At 62.4% G+C, this 18713-nt stretch carries 17 protein-coding genes; 14 read left to right on the forward strand and 3 right to left on the reverse strand.

From position 1 onward, the window contains the following. The first annotated feature begins 24 nt into the window (after window positions 1-24). The 5 genes from HOLFODRAFT_RS0200125 (at window position 25) to HOLFODRAFT_RS0200145 (ending at window position 5327) form a co-directional block, all read left to right on the forward strand. The gene (locus HOLFODRAFT_RS0200125; RefSeq protein WP_005031415.1) at window positions 25-1131 is read left to right on the forward strand and encodes a uroporphyrinogen decarboxylase family protein; all 1107 of its coding nucleotides are present in this window, start codon (window positions 25-27) and stop codon (window positions 1129-1131) included. 31 nt (window positions 1132-1162) lie between these two features. Further along, window positions 1163-2452, forward strand: coding sequence for an MFS transporter (locus HOLFODRAFT_RS0200130; protein WP_005031413.1), 1290 nt, complete (start codon window positions 1163-1165; stop codon window positions 2450-2452). Between the two features lie 19 nt (window positions 2453-2471). After that, on the forward strand, window positions 2472-3101 hold the full coding sequence (locus HOLFODRAFT_RS0200135) for a cobalamin B12-binding domain-containing protein (RefSeq protein ID WP_005031412.1): 630 nt from the start codon (window positions 2472-2474) through the stop codon (window positions 3099-3101). 449 nt (window positions 3102-3550) lie between these two features. Further along, the gene (locus tag HOLFODRAFT_RS0200140) at window positions 3551-4657 is read left to right on the forward strand and encodes a uroporphyrinogen decarboxylase family protein (protein WP_005031411.1); all 1107 of its coding nucleotides are present in this window, start codon (window positions 3551-3553) and stop codon (window positions 4655-4657) included. Between the two features lie 58 nt (window positions 4658-4715). After that, on the forward strand, window positions 4716-5327 hold the full coding sequence (locus tag HOLFODRAFT_RS0200145) for a TetR/AcrR family transcriptional regulator (RefSeq protein ID WP_005031410.1): 612 nt from the start codon (window positions 4716-4718) through the stop codon (window positions 5325-5327). A 14-nt stretch (window positions 5328-5341) separates the two neighbouring features. On the opposite strand, the gene HOLFODRAFT_RS0200150 is transcribed toward HOLFODRAFT_RS0200145, so the two are convergent. Beyond that, window positions 5342-6082 carry a DAPG hydrolase family protein gene (locus HOLFODRAFT_RS0200150; protein WP_005031409.1) on the reverse strand — a complete coding sequence of 247 codons (741 nt, stop codon included), beginning with the start codon at window positions 6080-6082 and terminating at the stop codon, window positions 5342-5344. Window positions 6083-6230: 148 nt separating this feature from the next. Here HOLFODRAFT_RS0200150 and HOLFODRAFT_RS0200155 point away from each other — a divergent pair, with 148 nt between their 5' ends. Continuing rightward, entirely contained in the window at window positions 6231-7553 is a 1323-nt protein-coding gene (locus tag HOLFODRAFT_RS0200155) for an ABC transporter substrate-binding protein (RefSeq protein ID WP_005031408.1), read from the forward strand. Between the two features lie 94 nt (window positions 7554-7647). On the opposite strand, the gene HOLFODRAFT_RS0200160 is transcribed toward HOLFODRAFT_RS0200155, so the two are convergent. Then, entirely contained in the window at window positions 7648-8094 is a 447-nt protein-coding gene (locus HOLFODRAFT_RS0200160) for a hypothetical protein (RefSeq protein WP_005031407.1), read from the reverse strand. Window positions 8095-8177: 83 nt separating this feature from the next. Between HOLFODRAFT_RS0200160 and HOLFODRAFT_RS0200165 the strand changes: the two genes are divergently transcribed. The 8 genes from HOLFODRAFT_RS0200165 (at window position 8178) to HOLFODRAFT_RS0200200 (ending at window position 18134) form a co-directional block, all read left to right on the forward strand. Next, window positions 8178-9518 (forward strand): DUF4403 family protein, encoded by a 1341-nt coding sequence (locus HOLFODRAFT_RS0200165; RefSeq protein WP_005031406.1) that lies wholly within the window; start codon window positions 8178-8180, stop codon window positions 9516-9518. Window positions 9519-9599: 81 nt separating this feature from the next. Beyond that, a complete protein-coding gene (locus tag HOLFODRAFT_RS0200170) occupies window positions 9600-9968 on the forward strand; it encodes a response regulator (RefSeq protein ID WP_005031405.1) in 369 nt (122 codons plus the stop codon). Continuing rightward, a complete protein-coding gene (locus HOLFODRAFT_RS0200175; protein ID WP_005031403.1) occupies window positions 9965-10576 on the forward strand; it encodes a chemotaxis protein CheC in 612 nt (203 codons plus the stop codon). The genes HOLFODRAFT_RS0200170 and HOLFODRAFT_RS0200175 overlap by 4 nt, the downstream gene beginning before the upstream one ends. A gap of 7 nt (window positions 10577-10583) precedes the next feature. Continuing rightward, window positions 10584-12536 (forward strand): PAS domain-containing hybrid sensor histidine kinase/response regulator, encoded by a 1953-nt coding sequence (locus tag HOLFODRAFT_RS0200180; protein ID WP_005031402.1) that lies wholly within the window; start codon window positions 10584-10586, stop codon window positions 12534-12536. Continuing rightward, a complete protein-coding gene (locus HOLFODRAFT_RS18535) occupies window positions 12533-13903 on the forward strand; it encodes a CCA tRNA nucleotidyltransferase (RefSeq protein WP_005031401.1) in 1371 nt (456 codons plus the stop codon). The genes HOLFODRAFT_RS0200180 and HOLFODRAFT_RS18535 overlap by 4 nt, the downstream gene beginning before the upstream one ends. Window positions 13904-13960: 57 nt before the next feature. Next, window positions 13961-15955: an NAD-dependent DNA ligase LigA gene (gene ligA, locus HOLFODRAFT_RS0200190; RefSeq protein WP_005031400.1), complete on the forward strand. Its 1995-nt coding sequence runs from the start codon at window positions 13961-13963 to the stop codon at window positions 15953-15955. After that, the gene (locus HOLFODRAFT_RS0200195; RefSeq protein ID WP_005031399.1) at window positions 15952-16785 is read left to right on the forward strand and encodes an SDR family oxidoreductase; all 834 of its coding nucleotides are present in this window, start codon (window positions 15952-15954) and stop codon (window positions 16783-16785) included. Before ligA ends, HOLFODRAFT_RS0200195 begins: the two co-directional genes overlap by 4 nt. 116 nt (window positions 16786-16901) lie before the next feature. Continuing rightward, window positions 16902-18134 carry an L-lactate MFS transporter gene (locus HOLFODRAFT_RS0200200; protein WP_005031398.1) on the forward strand — a complete coding sequence of 411 codons (1233 nt, stop codon included), beginning with the start codon at window positions 16902-16904 and terminating at the stop codon, window positions 18132-18134. Between the two features lie 407 nt (window positions 18135-18541). Here the strand turns inward: HOLFODRAFT_RS0200200 and HOLFODRAFT_RS23665 are convergent. Next, window positions 18542-18713: ATP-binding protein (locus HOLFODRAFT_RS23665; RefSeq protein ID WP_158412889.1), on the reverse strand; the 172-nt coding region annotated here is incomplete at its 5' end.

The following is an 18713-nucleotide window of genomic DNA, read 5'->3' on the forward strand; positions in this document are numbered from 1 at the left end:
TTTAATCGCAAAGGAGATACTCCGATGAAGACGAACGCTGAGCTTTACGACGAAAGGCTGAACCGGATCAAGGCCGCCGTGGCCCTTGAGAAGCCTGACCGGGTGCCCGTGATCCCCGTGGGCAACTCTTTCTGTGCCAACCACCTGGGAGTCAAGCCCGCCGACTTCGCCCTGGACGTGGAGTTGGCCCACCGCACCATGCTGAAGTCCTTCACCAGCCTCGGTGAGGTGGACGGCATCCAGCAGCCCGTCTTCTCTCCCTACCTCCTGAGCTTCCAGTGGCTCTCCAGGGTTCAGATCCCCGGTATCGATCTCCCGGAGAACGTGCCCTGGCAGGTCCACGAGGCCGAAATGATGACCACCGACGACTACGACGTCATCATCAGCAAGGGCTACAAGTATTTCTTTGAAGACTTCCTGATGAACCGCCTGGACAACATGCTGGCCAAGGTGGGTCCCGTCTTCGGTTACACCCCCACGGCCATCCAGAACGCCAAGGAGGCTGGGGTGGTGACCCTGTCTCCGGTGGTGCTCTGTTCCCCCTACGAGGTCTTCTGCGGCGCCCGTTCCATGCCCAAGTTCATGACCGATATGCGCCGCATGCCGGAAAAGGTCCTGGAGGCCATGGATATCGCCCAGACCCAGATCCTGGAGGACTCCCGCCAGGCCCTGCGTGCCGCAGGTTGCGTGGGCGCCTGGGTCGGCGGATGGCGCGCCGCCAGCGAGTTCCTGAACCCCAAGCTGTGGGAGCGCTTTGCCTGGCCCTACTTCAAGCAGCTGGTGGAGATGACCGTGGAGGAGGGGGTGCTGCCCGTGCTGCACATGGACTCCAACTGGGAGCGCGATCTGGAGCGCTTCAAGGAGCTGCCCAAGGCCAAGTGCCTCTTCTCCGGCGACCATGCCACCGACATTTTCAAGATCAAGGAAGTCCTGGGGGATCACATGGCCATCATGGGCGACGTGCCCGCTGGCATGCTGGCCCTGGGCACCCCTGATCAGGTTCACACCTACTGCCGCAAGTTGATCGAAGGGATCGGCCCCAAGGGCTTCGTCCTCTCCTCCGGTTGCGATGCCCCCTACAACGCCAAGCCTGAGAACGTCGCGGCGATGATCGCCTCCGTCCAGGGCTGATCTCTGACCCCAACCTGAAAGGAGTCAAATTATGGCAATCGGCGCACCTCCCAAATCCTCTTCCCAGGGCTCTACGGCCAAGTGGGACACCAAGTACGAATGGAAGGCCATTCTGCTCCTGGCCCTGGCCTTCGGTTTCGTGGGTGTGGATCGCTTCATGATCATGCCCATCTTCCCCCTGATGGCGAAGGAACTGAACCTCGACTACAGCGCCATCGGCATCATCGGCGGGGCGCTGTCCCTGGCCTGGGGCATCTCGTCCTTCTTCATGGGCGGCCTCTCCGACAAGTTCGGTCGCAAAAAGGTCATCGTCCCCTCCATCATCATCTTCAGCCTCCTCGCGGGTGTCAGCGGCGTGGCCACGGGCATGATGGGCCTGGTGGCGATTCGCGCTCTCATCGGCATTTCTGAAGGCGCCTTCTCCCCAGCGGGTATCGTGGCCACGGTGGAGGCCTCCAAGCCCTCCCGCCAGGGGCTCAACATCGGCTTCCAGCAGATGGCGATGCCTCTTTTCGGCATGGCCCTGGCCCCCATCTTCGTGGGCTGGCTGCTCTCCATCGGCTTCCACTGGCGCTGGGCCTTCGCCCTGGTGACCGTCCCCGGCATCATCGTAGCCCTCCTCATGGCCAAGGTCCTCCGGGACCCCAAGGCTTCCGAGGCGGCTGCCCACAGCGCCACCCACGACGCGACGCCCCATAAATTTATGGATGTCTTCAAGTATCGCAATGTGCCCCTCAACATCATCCTGGTGCTGGGCTGGCTGGCCGCGGAGATCACCCTGGCCATCCTCCTGCCCAGCTATCTGACGGACGTGCTCAAGCTCAGCACCGGCCAGATGATCTTTGTCCTTTCCGCCTTTGGTTTCGGTGCGACCCTGGGCACCGTGGTCCTGCCCGGTGTCTCCGATTTCATCGGCCGCAAGCCCACGGCTTTCATCGGTGGCATCTGCTGTCTGGTGTTCATCCTGCTGCTGAAGGCCGCCGGTTCCCACCCCGGAACCCTGTTCGCGCTGCTCTTCGCCGTGACCTTCTTCAGCCAGGGCCTGATCGGCCTGACCGTGGGCCCCATGGCGGCCGAGTCTGTGCCCGCCACCCTCATGACCTCCTCCACCGGTGTGACCATGGGTGTGGGCGAGATCTTCGGCGGCGGCTTGGTGCCCATCATCGGCGGTTTCGTGGCCAAGCACTACGGCATCCAGAACATCTTCACCATCTGCATCATCGGCCTCATTGCGGGCATCGTGGTCTCCCTCTTCGTCAAGGAAACCGCCCCCCGCAAGGTCGCCGCCCAGAAGGTCAAGGCCGAGCTGGCCGAAGCCTGATCCACCAAGGAGAATGACTATGAGCCAGACCCTGATCAATGCCATGGCGGATCTCGACGAGTCCGTGCTGGTTTCCGAAGTCAATGCCCTCAAGACCCAGGGCGTGGCCCCGCTGGAGATCATCCAGAACCTGCAGGAAGGCATGAATATCGTGGGCAAGCGCTACGAGGAGAAGGAATACTATCTCTCCGAGCTGATCATGTCCGCCGAGATTTTCAAGGAGGCGGCCGCCCTCATCGGCGGGGATCTCAGTGGGGCCAATGCCGCCAGCCATGGCACTTTTGTCATGGGGACCATTTACGGTGATATCCACGATATCGGCAAGAACATCGTGACCACCGTGATGGGATGCAATGGTTTCAATGTGGTGGACCTGGGGGTGGATGTTCCCACGGCGGACTACATCAAGGCCATCCAGGAGCACAAGCCCCAGGTGGTTGGCATCTCCTGTCTGCTGACGACGGCCTTCGATGGCATGAAGGAGTGCATCGAGTCCATCAAGGCTGCGGGGCTTCGGGATAACGTCAAGATCCTCATCGGCGGCGGTCCCTGCGACCAGACGACGGCGGACTATGTGGGCGCTGATGCCTACTGCAAGACGGCTCAGGACTGTGTGGAATACGCCAAGAAGCTGATGGACATCAAGTAGTCAGCTTGTCTAGCTTGGACCTGAATCCAGACCCTGTCCATCGGGGTCTGGATTCTTCCGTATGGAGCAGACGTGGGACGATGTCCCAAGCCTGGATCGGGCACTGGCGCTGGGCGCCCTGGCCCCCCTGGAGTAGGGGGGAATATCAAGGTTCGCTGGAGAATCTGCGAGGCCCCCCCCGTGGTGCCTTGTTTAAGTTGCATCAAAACAGTGAATAAAAAATTTTATCCCGACATGAAAACATTTGTTGACACTAAATCATGTTCTGATTTTTAATCATGGTTGCCTCACCCACTAGTCGCCATGACGCCATGGCCCCTAAATAAACCGCCGCTTGGATTTCGTGCGGGGGCTGCTATATACGCTCGGTTCAGTCGTATCTGATTTTCGTGTGTATTGTCGCGCTCAATTTATTGAGCCTTAGTCTTTCTGTACCTGTGGAGGAGTATATGACTGCAGATTTCGATATATGTGTCGAGCGGCTGGCGCGGATCAAGCGGGCGGTGGCTTTTGAGAAGCAGGACCGGGTGCCGGTGGTTCCCCTGGCCACCTCCTTCTGTGCCAACCACATGAAGGTCCGGATGGCGGACTTCGCGGTGACCCCCGATCTGATGACGGACACCATGATCAGGTCCTTCACCGCACTGGGGGAGATCGACGGTATCCAGCAGCCCACCTTCTCGGCCCATGTCCTGAGCCTGGCTTGGCTCTCCAAGGTCAAGATCCCCGGCCGGGATGTGGCCGAAGACCAACCCTGGCAGGTGGCGGAGCAGGAACTGATGACCCTTGAGGACTACGACACCATCATCAAGCACGGCTACAACGCCTTCTTCGGGGAGTACCAGGCCAGCCGCCTGGACAACCTGATGCCCAAGCTGATGCCGATGCTCGAGTTCATGCCCGAGGCCATCCGGCGCTGGAATACGGTAGGTATTCCGGTGCTTTCGCCCTTCCAGGCCAACATGCCCTACGAGTATTTCTGCGGCGGGCGCACCATGCCGCGCTTCATGCGGGATCTCTTCTCGAAGCCTGACCTGGTCCAGGAAGCCTGCGACGCCGCCATGCCGGATCTGGTGAAGACCGCCCGTCAGACGGCCCGTGGCCTGAAGTCCTACGGTGCCTGGGTGGGCGGTTGGCGCTCCGCCTCCGAGTTCATCAATCCCAAGACCTGGAAGCGCTTCGTGTGGCCCTACATGAAGCGGATGGCCGAAGTCCTTCTGGAGGAGGGTGTGGTGCCGGTCTTCCACCTGGATTCCAACTGGGAGCGAGATCTGGAGTTCTTCCTGGAGATGCCCAAGCATTCCTGCATCATTTCCCCCGACCACGCCACGGACATCTTCAAGATCAAGGCGGTGCTGGGCGACCACATGGCCATCATGGGCGACGTGCCTGCTGCCCTCTTCGCCCTGGGCACCCCAGAAAAGGTCCGGGAGTACTGCAAGCGTCTCCTCGGAGAGATCGGTCCCGAGGGCTTCATTCTCTCCTCCGGTTGCGATATCCCCTTCAACGCCAAGCCCGAGAACGTGGCGGCCATGATCGCTTCGGTCCACGGCTGATCGGTCCGCCGCCGCCGCCCGTTTCCCCCATGATCTCAAGATTGCCATGGATGGATTGATGTCCGGAGAGACTAAGAACCTGATAAAAGCCAAGTTCGTGGACATCTATGGCAGGCGAGGACTGCGGAAGATGAACATCAAGATGCTGTGCTCGGCTATCCCCATCGCAAGAACCACCTTCTATTCGTATTTCAATGATCTGGATGAAGTCCTGGACGAGGTCGAGAACGATCTGATCGACCAGATGTTTCATCTCAACGTCGGCTTCAAGGATTACGACCTCGCCAGCCTCGGTGAAGGCGAACACTTCCAGTGCTTCAATGACACCCTCGCCTTGATCAAGAGGCAGGTTTCCCTCTACCGGGTCCTGATGGGGAGGCATGCCGAGCCGACCTTCGCCATGAAGTGGAAGAACATCATCAAGGCCCATTTCATGGAGAAGTACAGGAAGGAGCTCCCTGAGTTCAGTTACACCGGCTTGGTCATCGAGCAGATCGCCTGCTCCATCCTGGGTGCCTATCGATACTGGATATTCGAGGATGACGGTATCGCCCCAGATGTCATCTCCGATCTCTGCTGCGCGAGGATCTGCCTGGATTTCATGGACCCCCACGGGCCCAGGTTCTCTTCGAATGCAGGTCGGCCCGGGCGGTCTGCCCGGGCCGGTTGAAGCCTGATGGCGTTTCAGACGAAGAGCTTGGTGGTAGCAAGCGCACTCAGTTCCTTGTGCTTGGTGTAGGGTTCGGGTTCGCCAAGCTTCTCCCAGTTGTCGCGCAGGTAGAAGCTTGGAATGACCTTGCCGAGGATATGGAACTCGTTGGAATCGTGCTCGAGCATGTAGAGCCCAAGCTGGTCCGGGACCATCTTCTCGACCTCGGCTGACGGCAAGTCCAGCATGTCTGCGAACCAATAGTGGTTGCGCAGGACCAGACCGAAGGGTGTGTTTCGGCCAACGCCTACATATTGCATGAAATTGGGATAACCTTGCTCATTCCTCTCGCACTCCCAGTTCTCGCCGATTCCGGCCCAGCCGTAGAGGACGACATCGGCATCGCCGCGCTTTCTGGCTTCCGTGAGTTTGGCGCCGAAAAGATCCATGGGGTCGAGGTACTTGAGCTGCATGTCCATGACGTCGGAGTTGCCGAGCGTCTCCTTGATGAAGTGGGTGGAGCCGATCACGTTCCCGGGCACATGATTGGCCTCATATTCCCCCCATTTCGAGAACTTGTGGGCGCCGGGATGCCAGAGGCGGTACATGTCCGTATCGCACTCGCATCCGAACCACCACTCGAGCATTTCTGCTGTGCAGTTCTCCAGGCACATGCGGATGGCCACGTGGACCCCGCCACTGGAGAGCCGTTCAATGCCTGTCTCAAGATGCAATGGGTCGCTCTTGAGCATGGCTTCGCACTCGGTGAATCTCATTCGAACCTCCTTTTTTTAGGTTACGAATATTTATCACGATGTTTTGTGCTCCTGGAACGACACAACGTTGAAAAGTGTAGTCCCTTCGAACAGGGCTGTTCCTGCTCTGGGTGTGTTTCCCCTAACTTCTTTCCGAGGATGGTGAATTATGAAACTTAGTACAGCAGTGCCCATGGTTCTCGCGACCCTGGGTCTTGCTCTCGCCAGCGGCTGCGAGAAGAAGACTCCCAAGGAAATCAAGATCGGGGTGATCCAGTCCCAGACAGGCTACTTCGCTTCCATGGGAGAGGGAGCCCTATACGGGATCCAGGCGGCCGTAGAGGACATCAACAAACTGGGCGGCGTGAAGGTCGGGAATGATCGCCTCCCCATCAGGATCGTTTCGGTGAATGCCGAAACGGACGGCAACAAGGCCGGATCCCTTGCGGAGAGCCTGATCCTCCAGGACCACGTCCAGTTCATCGTTTCGGGCGATGAGCCGCCTCCGATGCATCCCGCCGTATCCAAGATGGCGGATACCTACAAGATCCCCTACATCACGGGGGTCGGTCCCGAGGAGCCCTGGCTCGGGATGCGCAACGAAAGCCCCACCAAGTGGAAATACACCTGGGCCACGGGCAGTTTCAATCTCATCAAGCCTGCTCCCGCCGGGGAATTCCGGGCCAAGGTCGGCTACACGGTCATGGATTCCTGGATGAGCCAGTTGAATGAGTTCGGTCCCAAGACCAACAAGAAGATGGGGCTTATCTGTGCCGATGACCCGGATGGCCGTGGCTGGTACACCCTCCTTGGCCCCCTCCTCAAAGAGAAGGGATACACGGTGGTCGGTGTGGAAAAGAACACGGGTCTGGTGCCCATCGAGACGACGGACTTCTCCTCCATCATCAGGGAGTGGAAGGATGCCGGTGCAGAGATCCTCTGGGGCAATGGCCCAGCGCCCTTCCTCGGGACGATCCGGAAGCAGTGCCAGTCCCTGGGCTTCTACCCCAAGATCATGTCCATGGGGCGTGGCGCCTTGAACTATGACGATGTGAACTCCTGGGGCGGCGACCTCCCCTTGGGTGTGTGCATCGAGATCTGGTGGGATGGCACCATGACCAATTGCCCAGGCTTCGGCAGCACTACCCCCAAGACCCTGGCCGACAAGTGGCTCCAGGAGACGAAGCGCCCGGTGCTCTGCACCCTCGGGCCCGGCTACGCCTGCGTCCAGGTTCTGGTGGATGCCATCGAACGGGCCGGAAGCGTCGAGGCTGACAAGGTGAACGCTGCCTTGGCCAAGACCGACCTCATGACCATCCGAGGCCGCGTAATGTTCAACGAGAACCAGTTCAGCCGAGGACCCATCGTGTTCGGCCAGTGGTTCAAATCGGATAAGCCCAACCAGAAGTGGGAACTCAAGGTGATCCATTCCGATCACGACTTCTGGCCCGTTGCCGCGAAGGCGCAGTTCCCGGTGCCAGCAGGCAACTGAAACCGCCGTCAATCGTAGCGTCTTCGCACCAGCAGGCCGCAAATCTCCAGGAGACTGGATGCCCAAAAGCAAGGAAATGGCAGCTGGGACTGGTTCAGCGGGCCCAGTCCAGGCTGTCCCGCTTGGCTTCCCAATGGGCTCCGAGTTTGAGGTCAATGGCCCGATCGCAGAGCTCCAGGGCGGCGTGGAAATTCCCCAGCTCGCTCTGGGCCTGGACGCCACGCTCCAGGGCGGTGGTGGTCTCCAGGGCGGACCGGAAGCCGTGGCCCAGGGCCTCTTCCATGGCCGGGAGGTTCGCCAGGAAGCCCTGGGCCGCTTCGGCTACGCCTTCCCAGTCCTGGAGCTGGGCCTTGGCCTCAGCCATGAGGTCGAAGGCCACGGCCTTCACGCCATTGGGCAGACTCTGCTGTCCCTCAAAGGTGCGGTTGAGGTATTTCAGGGCGGCGCCTGGGCCGTTGAAGGCGGCTTCACGGTGTCCCGCCAGCAGATCCTCCAGGATCTCCTTCACGGACTTGCGGACGGGTTCATTGCGCTTAGCCAAAGGGACTCCTGAGAAAGGGCCTCCGTCCAGAGTAGCCTGGGGTCGAAGGCCCGCCCAGGCTACCTTTCTGTTAGATTTCATTCATGCGCTTACCCGCTTTGACTGCCGCCCTTCTCGCTTCCACCCTCCTGGCCCAGGCGCCTCCTTCCCATATCGCCCTTCCGATCCGCATCAATCTGGACCCGATCTTTCAGGCGGCAGAGCGGAATGTCCCGAAGGTCCCTGCCGGGATCGAGACCTGGACTCCCTTGCCCAACAGCGGAACCAAGGTCTTCCGCTTCAATCTTTACCGGGATCCCCTGACCCTGCGCCTGAACAGCAACCGGGTGACGGTGCGTACGGCGGTCCACTACTGGATGGAGGTGGGGATCCGGATGGGGAGCCTCATCAAGTCCATGGGCTCCTGCGGCCTGGGGCCCGAAGGCTTCCGCCACGCTTGGCTCGGAGCTCAGGCGGATTTCGGGATCACACCCCAGTGGGGGGTCGACCTCAAGGTGACAACCTTCGATCCCATGGCTTCCAACGCCTGCACCATCACCTTTCTGGGCTACGACATCACGAATCAGGTGCTGGCGGGGATGAAGGACGCCATGGGACGCGGGCTCCAGGGTATGGAGCAGCAGGTCCGGGACTCGGCCATGCTGAGGCACAAGGCCGAAGAGGTTTGGCGGATGGCCCAGCAGCCCATCGAGGTGAGCCCTGGGGTCTTCCTGGTCCTCAATCCAGAACAGTTGCGACTCGGCCCTTGGAGTAGCGAAGGGCACACCCTGGTCGTGACCCCGGAGATACAGGCCCGCCCCTTCTTGCAGCTGGGCACCCGGCCGGAGATCGCGCCCCGCCCCTTGCCGGATCTTGCCCCGATGAACGGTCCTCTTTCCCCCACCTTCCGGATCCAGGTGGATGCGGATCTCGGCTACCGGGAGGCTACGGAGCAGCTCCGGCGACAGATGGTGGGGAAGGTCTTCGAGACGGACAAGGGACGCTTCGAGATCCTTGACGCCTCCGTCCGGGGGCAGGGGGCTCAGGCGATCCTGGAGGTGGAACTCAAGGGCAAGGTGAACGGGCGCCTCGCTCTGGCGGGTACCCCCACCTTCAACCTCCAGAAGGGAACCCTGGAGCTTCTGGATCTGGACTACACCCTGGAAAGCCGCAGCTGGATCACGAAATTCGGGGAGTGGCTCTTCCGGTCGACCCTCCGCAAGGCCCTGGCGGAGAAGTCCAACTGGTTCCTTCAGAAGAATTTCCAGGATCTCAAGGCGCAGGTCCAGGGGGGGATGAACCGGGAGATTGCTCCGGGGGTGGTTCTGAAGGGGCAACTGGACCAGCTCGCCCTGGGTCAACCCCAGATCCTGTCGGACCGCTTCCGAGTCCAGGCATTTCTCGAAGGTCGGATCCAGGTCTCCTTGACGCCCCCAGGTTTGTGAGCAAGAAAGCCTCGCCGGGCCTATACTTACTCCCATCCCGATCAGACAATCCTGACCCCCCACGCGTGCTACGGAGGCAGTGTGAATATCCTGACCATTGATGACGCCAGATTCCAGCGGGGCCAGATGGTCCGGATGCTTACGGAGATGGGCCATACCGTGAAGGAGGCGGTAAACGGTCAGGACGGCTTCATGACCATGCTGCAGGAGGTGCCGGACGCCGTGATCTGTGATCTCCTGATGCCGGTGCTGGACGGTTTCGCATTGCTGGCTCTGGTCCAGAAGCACCAGATCGATATTCCCGTGGTCATCGTTTCGGCGGACGTGCAGGAGAGCAGCCGGGAGGAGTGCCTGCGCCTCGGGGCCCGGGCCTTCCTCAACAAGCCCTGCCGCCGGGAGGATCTGGAGCAGGTGCTCAAGGCCATCGAAGCCGGGCGGAGTGTCGAGTGATCACGCGGGAGGAGTTCAACGACGCCCTGGCGGAGCTGGTCAATGTCGGCGTGGGACGGGCGGCTTCTTCCCTCAGCGCCATGGTGAACGAGCGGATCGAGCTTTCCGTTCCCAGGGTCGTGACCATCCCCCACGCCGATATCACCCGGCACCTCAATCTCGAGCATGAAATCGGTCTCAAGGATGAGGTCGTGGTGGTCCAACAGGCCTTCACCGGCAGGGTGGGCGGAGCAGCCTCCATCCTCTTTCCCGTGGAGAGTGCACGGAAGCTGGTGGGTCTTCTGACCGGGGGGCTCCTCAGCAACGAGGAGCTGGATCTGGAACGGGAGGCGGCCCTGACCGAGGTGGGGAATATCCTCATCAACGGCGTGATGGGCACCATCGGCAATATCATCGGCGTGGAAGTCCGCTATCACCTCCCAGAGTATCTGGAGTGTCATGCGGACGAACTCCCCCAGGTCTTCCAGGAACGGGACCTCATGCTGGCGGTGGTGCTCATTGCGATCTCCGGTCAGGAGATCAAAGGCCACTTGGTTCTGCTTTTTGATATACCATCCATGGATAACCTTGGCGCGATCATTGAGGAGATGACGCGAGGGAGCCGCTGAACTGCTTATGAATGATCCTTTCGGGCCTTCAAACCTGCACATCCTGGACTTTGTTCCCAGTGGCTGCTGTGTGCTTGTTGATGATGGGGTTATCGATTTCTGGAGCCGTACCCTGGAGCACTGGACAGGGCTGCGAAGCCCGGAAATCGTGGGAAAGAGTCTTTTTCAAGTGTTTCCTGGCTTGGCGGAGCCCCGCTATCGAGATCGCATACTGGCGGCCCTGCGCCAGGGCGTGCCGACCCTCTTCTCCTCGGCTCTCAACCCCAGCTTCTTCCCCTGCACCAAACCCAGCGGCAGGCCCCGAATCCAGGAGACGACCCTTGTCCGCCTGGATCCCAGCGTGCAGGGCCAGCATCGGTTGCTGATTGTCGTGAATGACGTCACGGAGCAGGTCGAGCGGGGAGAGAAATACCGATCGGCCCGAAGCCAGGCACTGAAGGAAGCCCAGGAGCGTCGCGAAAGCGAGGAACGGCGGCGCATCATTGCCGATCTCTCCATGGCCTCCATCCTCATCGGCGATCCCGGTGGCCACATCCGGGAAGCCAACAGCGCTTCTTGCCGGATGTTCGGTTGGGAGGCGGCAGAGTTCGAAAACCTTTCTCTCTTTGATTTGGTTCAGGAGCCTGTGCGGCTCAATCCCTTGATCCTCGGCGAGTCGGATCTGGGGGAGGAGGATCTGGAAATCCTCTGTCAGCGCAAGGATGGCACCCCTTTTCCCGCCCATGTCTACATCCGGCGTCTGGCGCTTGGGGAGGGCTCCCAGTTCGTGGCCTACGTCTGGGATATCTCTGAGCGCAAGCGCTCCGAGGAGATTCTGCGCCAGAGCCAGAAACAGGAGAGCCTGGGGATTCTGGCGGGGGGAATCGCCCACGACTTCAACAACCACTTCGGCGGGGTCATCGGCAACCTGGATCTCATCGAGAGCAAGCTTCCGCCGGACTCCCCGATCGCCTCCTACCTGGACAAGGTCCGGCGGGAGATCCTGCGGGCCACAGAACTGTCGCGCAAGATGCTGGCCCTTTCGGGAGGGAATCCCCTGGTGGTGGCCGAGGTTGAACTGAACGCCTTCCTTCGGAAGATCAGAGGGGATCTGAAGGGGATTCTCCCCGCCTGGGCTGAATTGCGCTTCGATTTCGCCTCCGGGCCTGTGGTGGTCGAGGCGGATGAATCTCAGATCCAGCAGGTCATATTTGGATTGCTTACCAATGCCGGGGAATCCCTCTCCCAGGGAAAGGGGTTAGTGGAGATCACGACAGGAAATACGGTGCTGGACGGGGACACCCTGGCCAGCAGCTTCCCGCTCCAGCCCCTGGAGCCCGGGACCTATGGGTTCCTTCGGGTTCGGGACACCGGGTGCGGCATCCCTTCCGACCACCTTCAAAAGGTCTTCGATCCCTTCTTCTCCACAAAGTTCTCGGGGCGGGGACTTAGTCTGGCCTTCATCCGGAGCATTCTCCAGGCCCATGCCGGTGGCTGGAGCCTGGAGAGCAGCCTGGGGCACGGTACCGTATTCACGGTGTATCTGCCGATTCGCCCCGAGGCGCAGCGTGTGAGCGCACCCCCGCCTCAGGCACTGCCGTCTTCGGTGGCTGATGGGATCATCCTTGTTGTGGATGACGAGCTGGTCTTGCGGGAATCCACGGCGGAGCTGCTCCACGAGCTGGGATACCGGGTCGAGACGGCGGGCAATGGCCTGGAGGCCCTGAACTACTACCAAGCGCACCCTGGCCAGGTCGCCCTGGTGCTGATGGATATGACCATGCCGGTGATGGGTGGCAAGGAGGCCTTCCTGGCCATCCGGGATCTGGATCCCCAGGCAAAGGTGGTCCTGACAAGTGGCTACAGTGAACAGGATGTGACCCAGTCCTTCCGGAATGGAGAGCTGGTGGCCTTCCTTCCCAAGCCCTATCGCATGATGGATCTGGCCAAGGTGGTCGGGGGGGCGGTGGGCCTCCCGTGATCGATGCCGTGCGTCAGCTACAGGCAGCCCTGGGGCCTGAATCCGGGCTTGTGCTGGTGGGTGGAGCCGTACGGGACCGCCTTCTCGCCCGGGGGGGCGGGGACTGGGACCTGGCTTCGGCCCTTCTGCCCGAAGTGGTGACGACCCGCGCCCAGGAGGCTGGCCTGAAGGTCTTTCCCACGGGGATCCAGCACGGCACGGTTACGGTGCTCGCCGGGGGGCACCCCTTCGAGATCACGACCTTCCGGGGGGATGGGGACTACCTGGACGGTCGCCATCCGGTTTCCGTGCGCCTGGGGGTGGCCCTGGAGGAGGACTTGGCCCGGCGGGACTTCACCATCAATGCCATGGCCCTGCCCGTGGAAGCCCTGGAGACATCGGACTGGCGGGACCACATCCTGGATCCCTTCGGGGGGAGGCGGGACCTGGAGGCTCGTTGCGTCCGGGCCGTGGGGGATCCCCTCAAGCGCTTCGCCGAGGATGGGCTCCGCCCCCTGCGGGCCTGCCGCTTCGCTGCCCAGCTCGACTTCACCGTGGAGGCGGCCACCCTGGCGGCCATCCCCGAGCGGCTGGAGGTGGCTCGCAAGGTGGCCGTGGAGCGGGTCTTCGTGGAGCTGACCAAGCTGCTCACGGGCCCTGCCGCGGACCGGGGACTGGAGCTCCTGGAGCGTTCCGGACTCCTGGGCCTGTGGCTCCCGGAACTGCTTCCCATGGTGGGGCTTGGCCAGGGAATGCACCACCGCCTTGACGCCTGGGGCCACACCCGGGCCACCGTCATGGCGGTGCCCCCAGGAGCCCCCTTCCGATGGGCCGCCCTCCTGCACGATACGGGCAAACCCGGCACCCGCAGCGAGGATGAGGCCGGAAACCTCCACTTCTACGGGCACGAGGCTGATTCCCTGCTCATCGCCCAGGCCCTCCTCCAGCGCCTCCGCGCCAGCCGGGCCCTCATGGGAGAGGTGGCGGCCTTCATCCGCCATCACGGGATCCATCCCTCCCCGGACTGGTCCGATGGCGCCTGCCGCCGCCTCCTGCGTCGCCTGGAGGAGGACCGCCTGCCCCTGGAGCACTGGGGGGCCTTCCGCCTGGGGGACCAGCGGGCCAAGGGATGGGGGGACGATGCCTGCCTGCCTCAGCACCAAGCCCTCATGGAGCGTCTCCACTGTCTGGCTGAGGCTGTGCCACCCTTGAATGCAAAGGCCCTGGCTCTGGATGGCCGGGCTCTGATGAAGCTCCTGGGAAGACCCGGTGGTCCTTGGCTCGGAGAACTCCAGGCGCATCTGCTGGAAAGGCTTCTGGAGGAGCCGGAGCGGAACACGCCGGAAGGGCTGGAGGCGTGGGTGCGGGCGTGGAGCGCAAAACCCTGAACCTGCCCCCCTCCAGCCTTCGGGCCGCCTCGTGGGAAGATGGGGTTCGGAGGAAGCATGGACCCCTTGGAACGGATGAAGGAACTGGCGGCCCTGGTGCTGGAGCATCGGAGGCGGTACTACATCCTGGATCAGCCCACGGTGTCCGATGCGGAATACGACGCCCTGGAGGCGGAGCTCCGGGTCCTGGAAGCCCAGTACCCCTTGTTGGCGGACCCCAACAGCCCCACCCAGCGGGTGGGGGCGGCTCCCCTGGACGCCTTCGAGAAGGCCCGCCACGCCTTCCCCATGCTCAGTCTGGACAACGCCTATTCCGAAACGGATCTGCGGGAGTGGGAGGCCCGGGTGCTGAAGGGGCTGCTGGGCGAGCGGCCCCGGCTGGTGGCCGAACTCAAGGTGGACGGCCTCTCCATGAGCCTGATCTACCGGGATCGTTGCCTGGTGCGGGCCGTCACCCGAGGGGATGGTGAGACCGGCGAACTGGCCACCGAGAACGCCCGGACCATTGCCGATATTCCCCTGGAGCTTCCGGAGGACGCCCCCGCCGAACTGGAGGTCCGGGGTGAGGTCTTCCTCTCCCGGCGCCGCTGGGAGGAGCTGAACCTGGAGCGGGACCAGCGGGGTGAGACCCGCTTCGCCAATCCCCGCAACGCCGCCAGTGGCTCCATGAAGCTTCTGGACAGCCGGGAGGTGGCCAAGCGCCGCCTCCAGTTCCTGCCCTGGCAGCTGATGGGGGCGCCGCAGCACGCCGAGGCCATGGCCCGCCTGGAGACCTGGGGCTTCGCCCGGATGCCGGCCCACGTGGAGGGGGATCTGGACGCGATCCTGGCCTTCATCGAAGGGCAGGGGGAGGCGCGTCTGAGACTGCCCTTCGATACCGATGGGGTGGTTCTCAAGGTCAACGACTCGGCTCTCCAGGAACGCCTGGGGGCCACGGACCGCGTTCCCCGATGGGCCATCGCCTTCAAGTTCCCCGCCACCCAGGCCACCACCGAGGTGCGGGGCATCACGTGGCAGGTGGGGCGCACGGGCAAGCTGACCCCGGTGGCGGAACTGGAGGCCGTGGAGGTGGCGGGCTCGACGGTGCGCCGGGCCACCCTCCACAACGGCGACGAACTGGCACGCCTGGGGGTCCGGGTGGGCTGCCGGGTCTTCATCGAGAAGGGCGGGGATGTGATCCCCAAGGTGGTCTCGGTGGTGCCGGGCTCCATGCCCGAAGATGCCCCGGAGGCATGCGTGCCCCAGGCCTGTCCCGTCTGTGGAGGGTCCGTGGGCAAGGATGACGAGGAGGATGTGGCGGTGCGCTGCCAGAATCCCGAGTGTCCCGCCAAGCTGGAGGCGCGCCTTCTTCACCTTGGGAGTCGTGTGGCCCTGGATATGGAGGGACTGGGGGATGCCCTGGTGGTGCAGCTGGTGGCGGCCCAGCGCTTCGCCCAGCCCTGGGAGGTCTTCCGGCTCCTGCAGGACCCGGCGCAGGGGGTGGCCTTCCTGGCCCGCATGGAGCGGATGGCCGAAAAGAGCGCCCAGAACCTGATGGAGGAGCTGGACCGGGCCCGCACCAAGCCCCTCTCCCGCTGGGTCCACGCCCTGGGGATCCCCTTCATCGGCTCCAAGACGGCGGAGCTTCTGGCCGAGGCCTTTCCCTCCCTGGAGGCCCTTTGGATCGCGCCGGAGGAGCAGCTTCTGCGGGTGGAGGAGGTGGGGCCCAAGGTTGCCGCCGCCCTCCAGGCCTTCCGCCAGCTCCACCCCGGGCTGCCAGCTGAATTGGCGGCTCAGGGCATCTGTCCCCAGCCCCCGGCTCCCCGGGACCTCTCCGCAGCCCCCCTTTTGGGGCAGGTTGCGGTGGTGACGGGAACTCTGCCCACCCTGGGGCGGGAGGAGGCCGAGGCCCTGCTCAAGCGTCTGGGGGCCAAGGTTACCGGCTCGGTATCGAAGAAGACCACCCTGCTGGTGGCTGGCGAGAAAGCCGGATCCAAGCTGGATAAGGCACAGGAGCTCGGCATCCCTGTGCGGGACGAGGCCTGGCTCCTGGCCCAGGGAGGTCAGCCTTGAAGCGCGGCTGGATCCTCATTACGGGCTGCTCTTCGGGTATCGGATGCGCTCTGGTGGCAGCCTGCCGTCAAGCCGGGTGGGGCGTGGTGGCCACGGCCCGGAATCCCGAGTCCCTGAAGGATCTGCCGCCGGGCGAGGACCTTCGGATCCTGGCCCTGGATGTCACGAATTCCCTCAGCATCGAGGTCGCCCGGGAGGCCTGTGGAGACCTTCCCCTGAAGGGGCTCATCAACAACGCGGGCTACGGCCAGATGGGCCCCCTGGAGCTGCTGCGACCGGAGGAACTGCGGGCCCAGTTCGAGACCAATGTGATCGGGCTCCACGCCGTGACCCAGGCCTTCCTGCCCCTGATCCGCCGTCACGCAGCCCTGGGCGAAGGCCGTGTCGTCTGCATCGCCTCGGTGCTGGGCCGCCTCTCCATTCCCATGTGCGGGGCCTACAACGCTTCCAAGCACGCCGTTGTGGCCTATGCGGAGACCCTGCGCCTGGAGATCGGGCGGGACATCCCTGTGATCCTGGTGGAGCCCGGTGCCATCCAGACCGCTTTCCGAAGCACCCTGATGAAGGCCTGGGGGGACCTGCCGGAGCGGGTTATCGGGACGCCTTATCACCGTGCTTTGGAGAGTTACCGTGTCCAGCGGGAGCGTTTCGCTGCGGAGCATGGCATGCGCCCCGAGGCCTGTGCCGCCATGATCCTGAGGGCCCTGGAGGCTCGCCGCCCTCCCAGGCGTGTCCTCGTGGGGTTTGATTCCCGGTGGGCCCAGCTTCTGCACCGGATGGTGCCCGCACCTCTTTTTGATGGGGTTCTCCGCCGCCTATACGGAGTTTGATTCCTGTCACATCCTTATCCCCTCAAGGCCAGTTAGCCGGTGTTCCTGGGTACACTGACTCGTTGCTTTCGATAGTTCTTATCGAAGGTGTTAACTGTTTTTCAAAATGAGGTGTTATGTCGGATACGAAGCTTCAGTCGCGAGCGCAGAGGGTTCTCTGGACAGCGGTGGCTGTCCAATTCCTGGGTGGACTTCTCTACATCTGGAGCGTGGTGGGGAAGGCTCTGATCAAGTCTGGGTGGACCAGCAAGCAGGCCTCCATTCCCTACACGACCGCTACTGTGTTCTTCGTGATCGCCATGGTCATCATGGGGCGGCTCCAGGACGCCAAGGGGCCCCGGTTCTGCTGCACCCTGGCCGGCTGCTTCACGGGTTTCGGCTTGATCCTCTCCGGTCTGGTCCACAGCCCCTTCCTCCTGACCCTGACCTTCGGCGTGCTGGTGGGTGCCGGTAGCGGCAGCATCAATGTTTCCACCACGCCTCCGGCCCTGAAGTGGTTCCCCGCTTCCAAGAAGGGGATGATCACCGGCACGGTGGTGGCTGGCATCGCCCTGGCTTCCATCCTGTACGCCCCGCTGGTCACCTACCTCATCAGCGCCTTTGGAGTCTCCAAGGCCCTTATCTTCATGGGGGTCTCGCTCCTGATCCTCATCGTCGGCTTCGCCCAGTTCCTCGCCAATCCTCCTGCGGGCTACAAGCCTGAGGAGGGGGCCAACCTCTCTGCAGCCAAGGCCGTCGATCACAGCCATGACGCCGACTGGAAGGATATGCTGAAAAGTGCCGACTTCTACAAGCTCTGGTTCATGTTCGGCACTTCTGCCTCCGCCGGGCTCATGGTCATCGGACACGCAGCCAACATTGCCAAGATCCAGGTGGGCTGGGAGAAGGGTTTCCTCCTCCTCATCTTCCTGGCTGTGTTCAACGCCGCCGGCCGCTTCCTGGGGGGAACGCTCTCGGACAAGATCGGTCGCATCAATCTGATGCGGATCATCTTCGGCCTCTCGGCCCTCAATATGCTCTGCTTCAGCCACTACCTCTCCATCCCCCTCCTGGCGGTGGGTGTGGCCCTGGCCGGTCTGTGCTACGGCGCCTCCTTCTCGGCCTTCCCCGCTGTCACTGCCGACAAATACGGCATGAAGAACTTCGGTGCCAACTACGGCGTGATTTTCACCGCCTATGGCGTGGGCGGCATTGTGGGTCCCATGACCGCTGCTGCGGTGGTGGATGCCACCAAGAGCTATAACCAAGCCTACTTCATTTCCTGCGCCCTTCTGGTGGTCGCCCTTGTGATCGCCTTCACCTTCAAGTCCGAGAAGTCGGCCAAGGTGTTGGATCCCGCCAAGGCCTAGAATCCAGATTTGTCCGGAATCGTCCCCGTACCCTTCCACAGGGGCGGGGACGATCTTTGTACGGACCTCATGTCTTTCTGAAAGTCTTCCTACATCCCTTCGTTCCTGGGGGAGGGAAGCCGATAATCGGGATGTTTTTTACTACGGTGGCCTATGTGTTGAACGAAGCCGCTCCGCGGCGGGGGTGGCGCCGTGTGGCGGGCCCGCGCAGTAAGAAAGCTAGCAATTCCATGTAAATGAAGGCTCCTTGGTCATCGCGATGTTGACGCATCGCCAGACGACTGTCAAGCGACATGAAAATTAACCCACCCGGTGACACGAATATTGACCCCCTTGTTGTATGAGCCCGTGGGGTGTCTGGAGCGTAGGCCGTAGGCCGAAGCGGAGGACACCCCACTGGGTGCGGCTCAGGTGGTGGCCGCTGGCACCGGGGCCGGGACGATCCCGGCTCGGCGCTTCTCCCGCAGGCGGTAACTCTCGCCTTTGATGGTGATGATGTGGCTGTGGTGCAGCAGTCGGTCCAAGATGGCGGTTGCCAGGATGGTATCCCCGAACACCTCGCCCCACGCACCCACTGGC

The sequence above is a fragment of the Holophaga foetida DSM 6591 genome (genome assembly GCF_000242615.2).
In the GTDB taxonomy this organism is placed as follows: Bacteria; Acidobacteriota; Holophagae; order Holophagales; family Holophagaceae; genus Holophaga; species Holophaga foetida.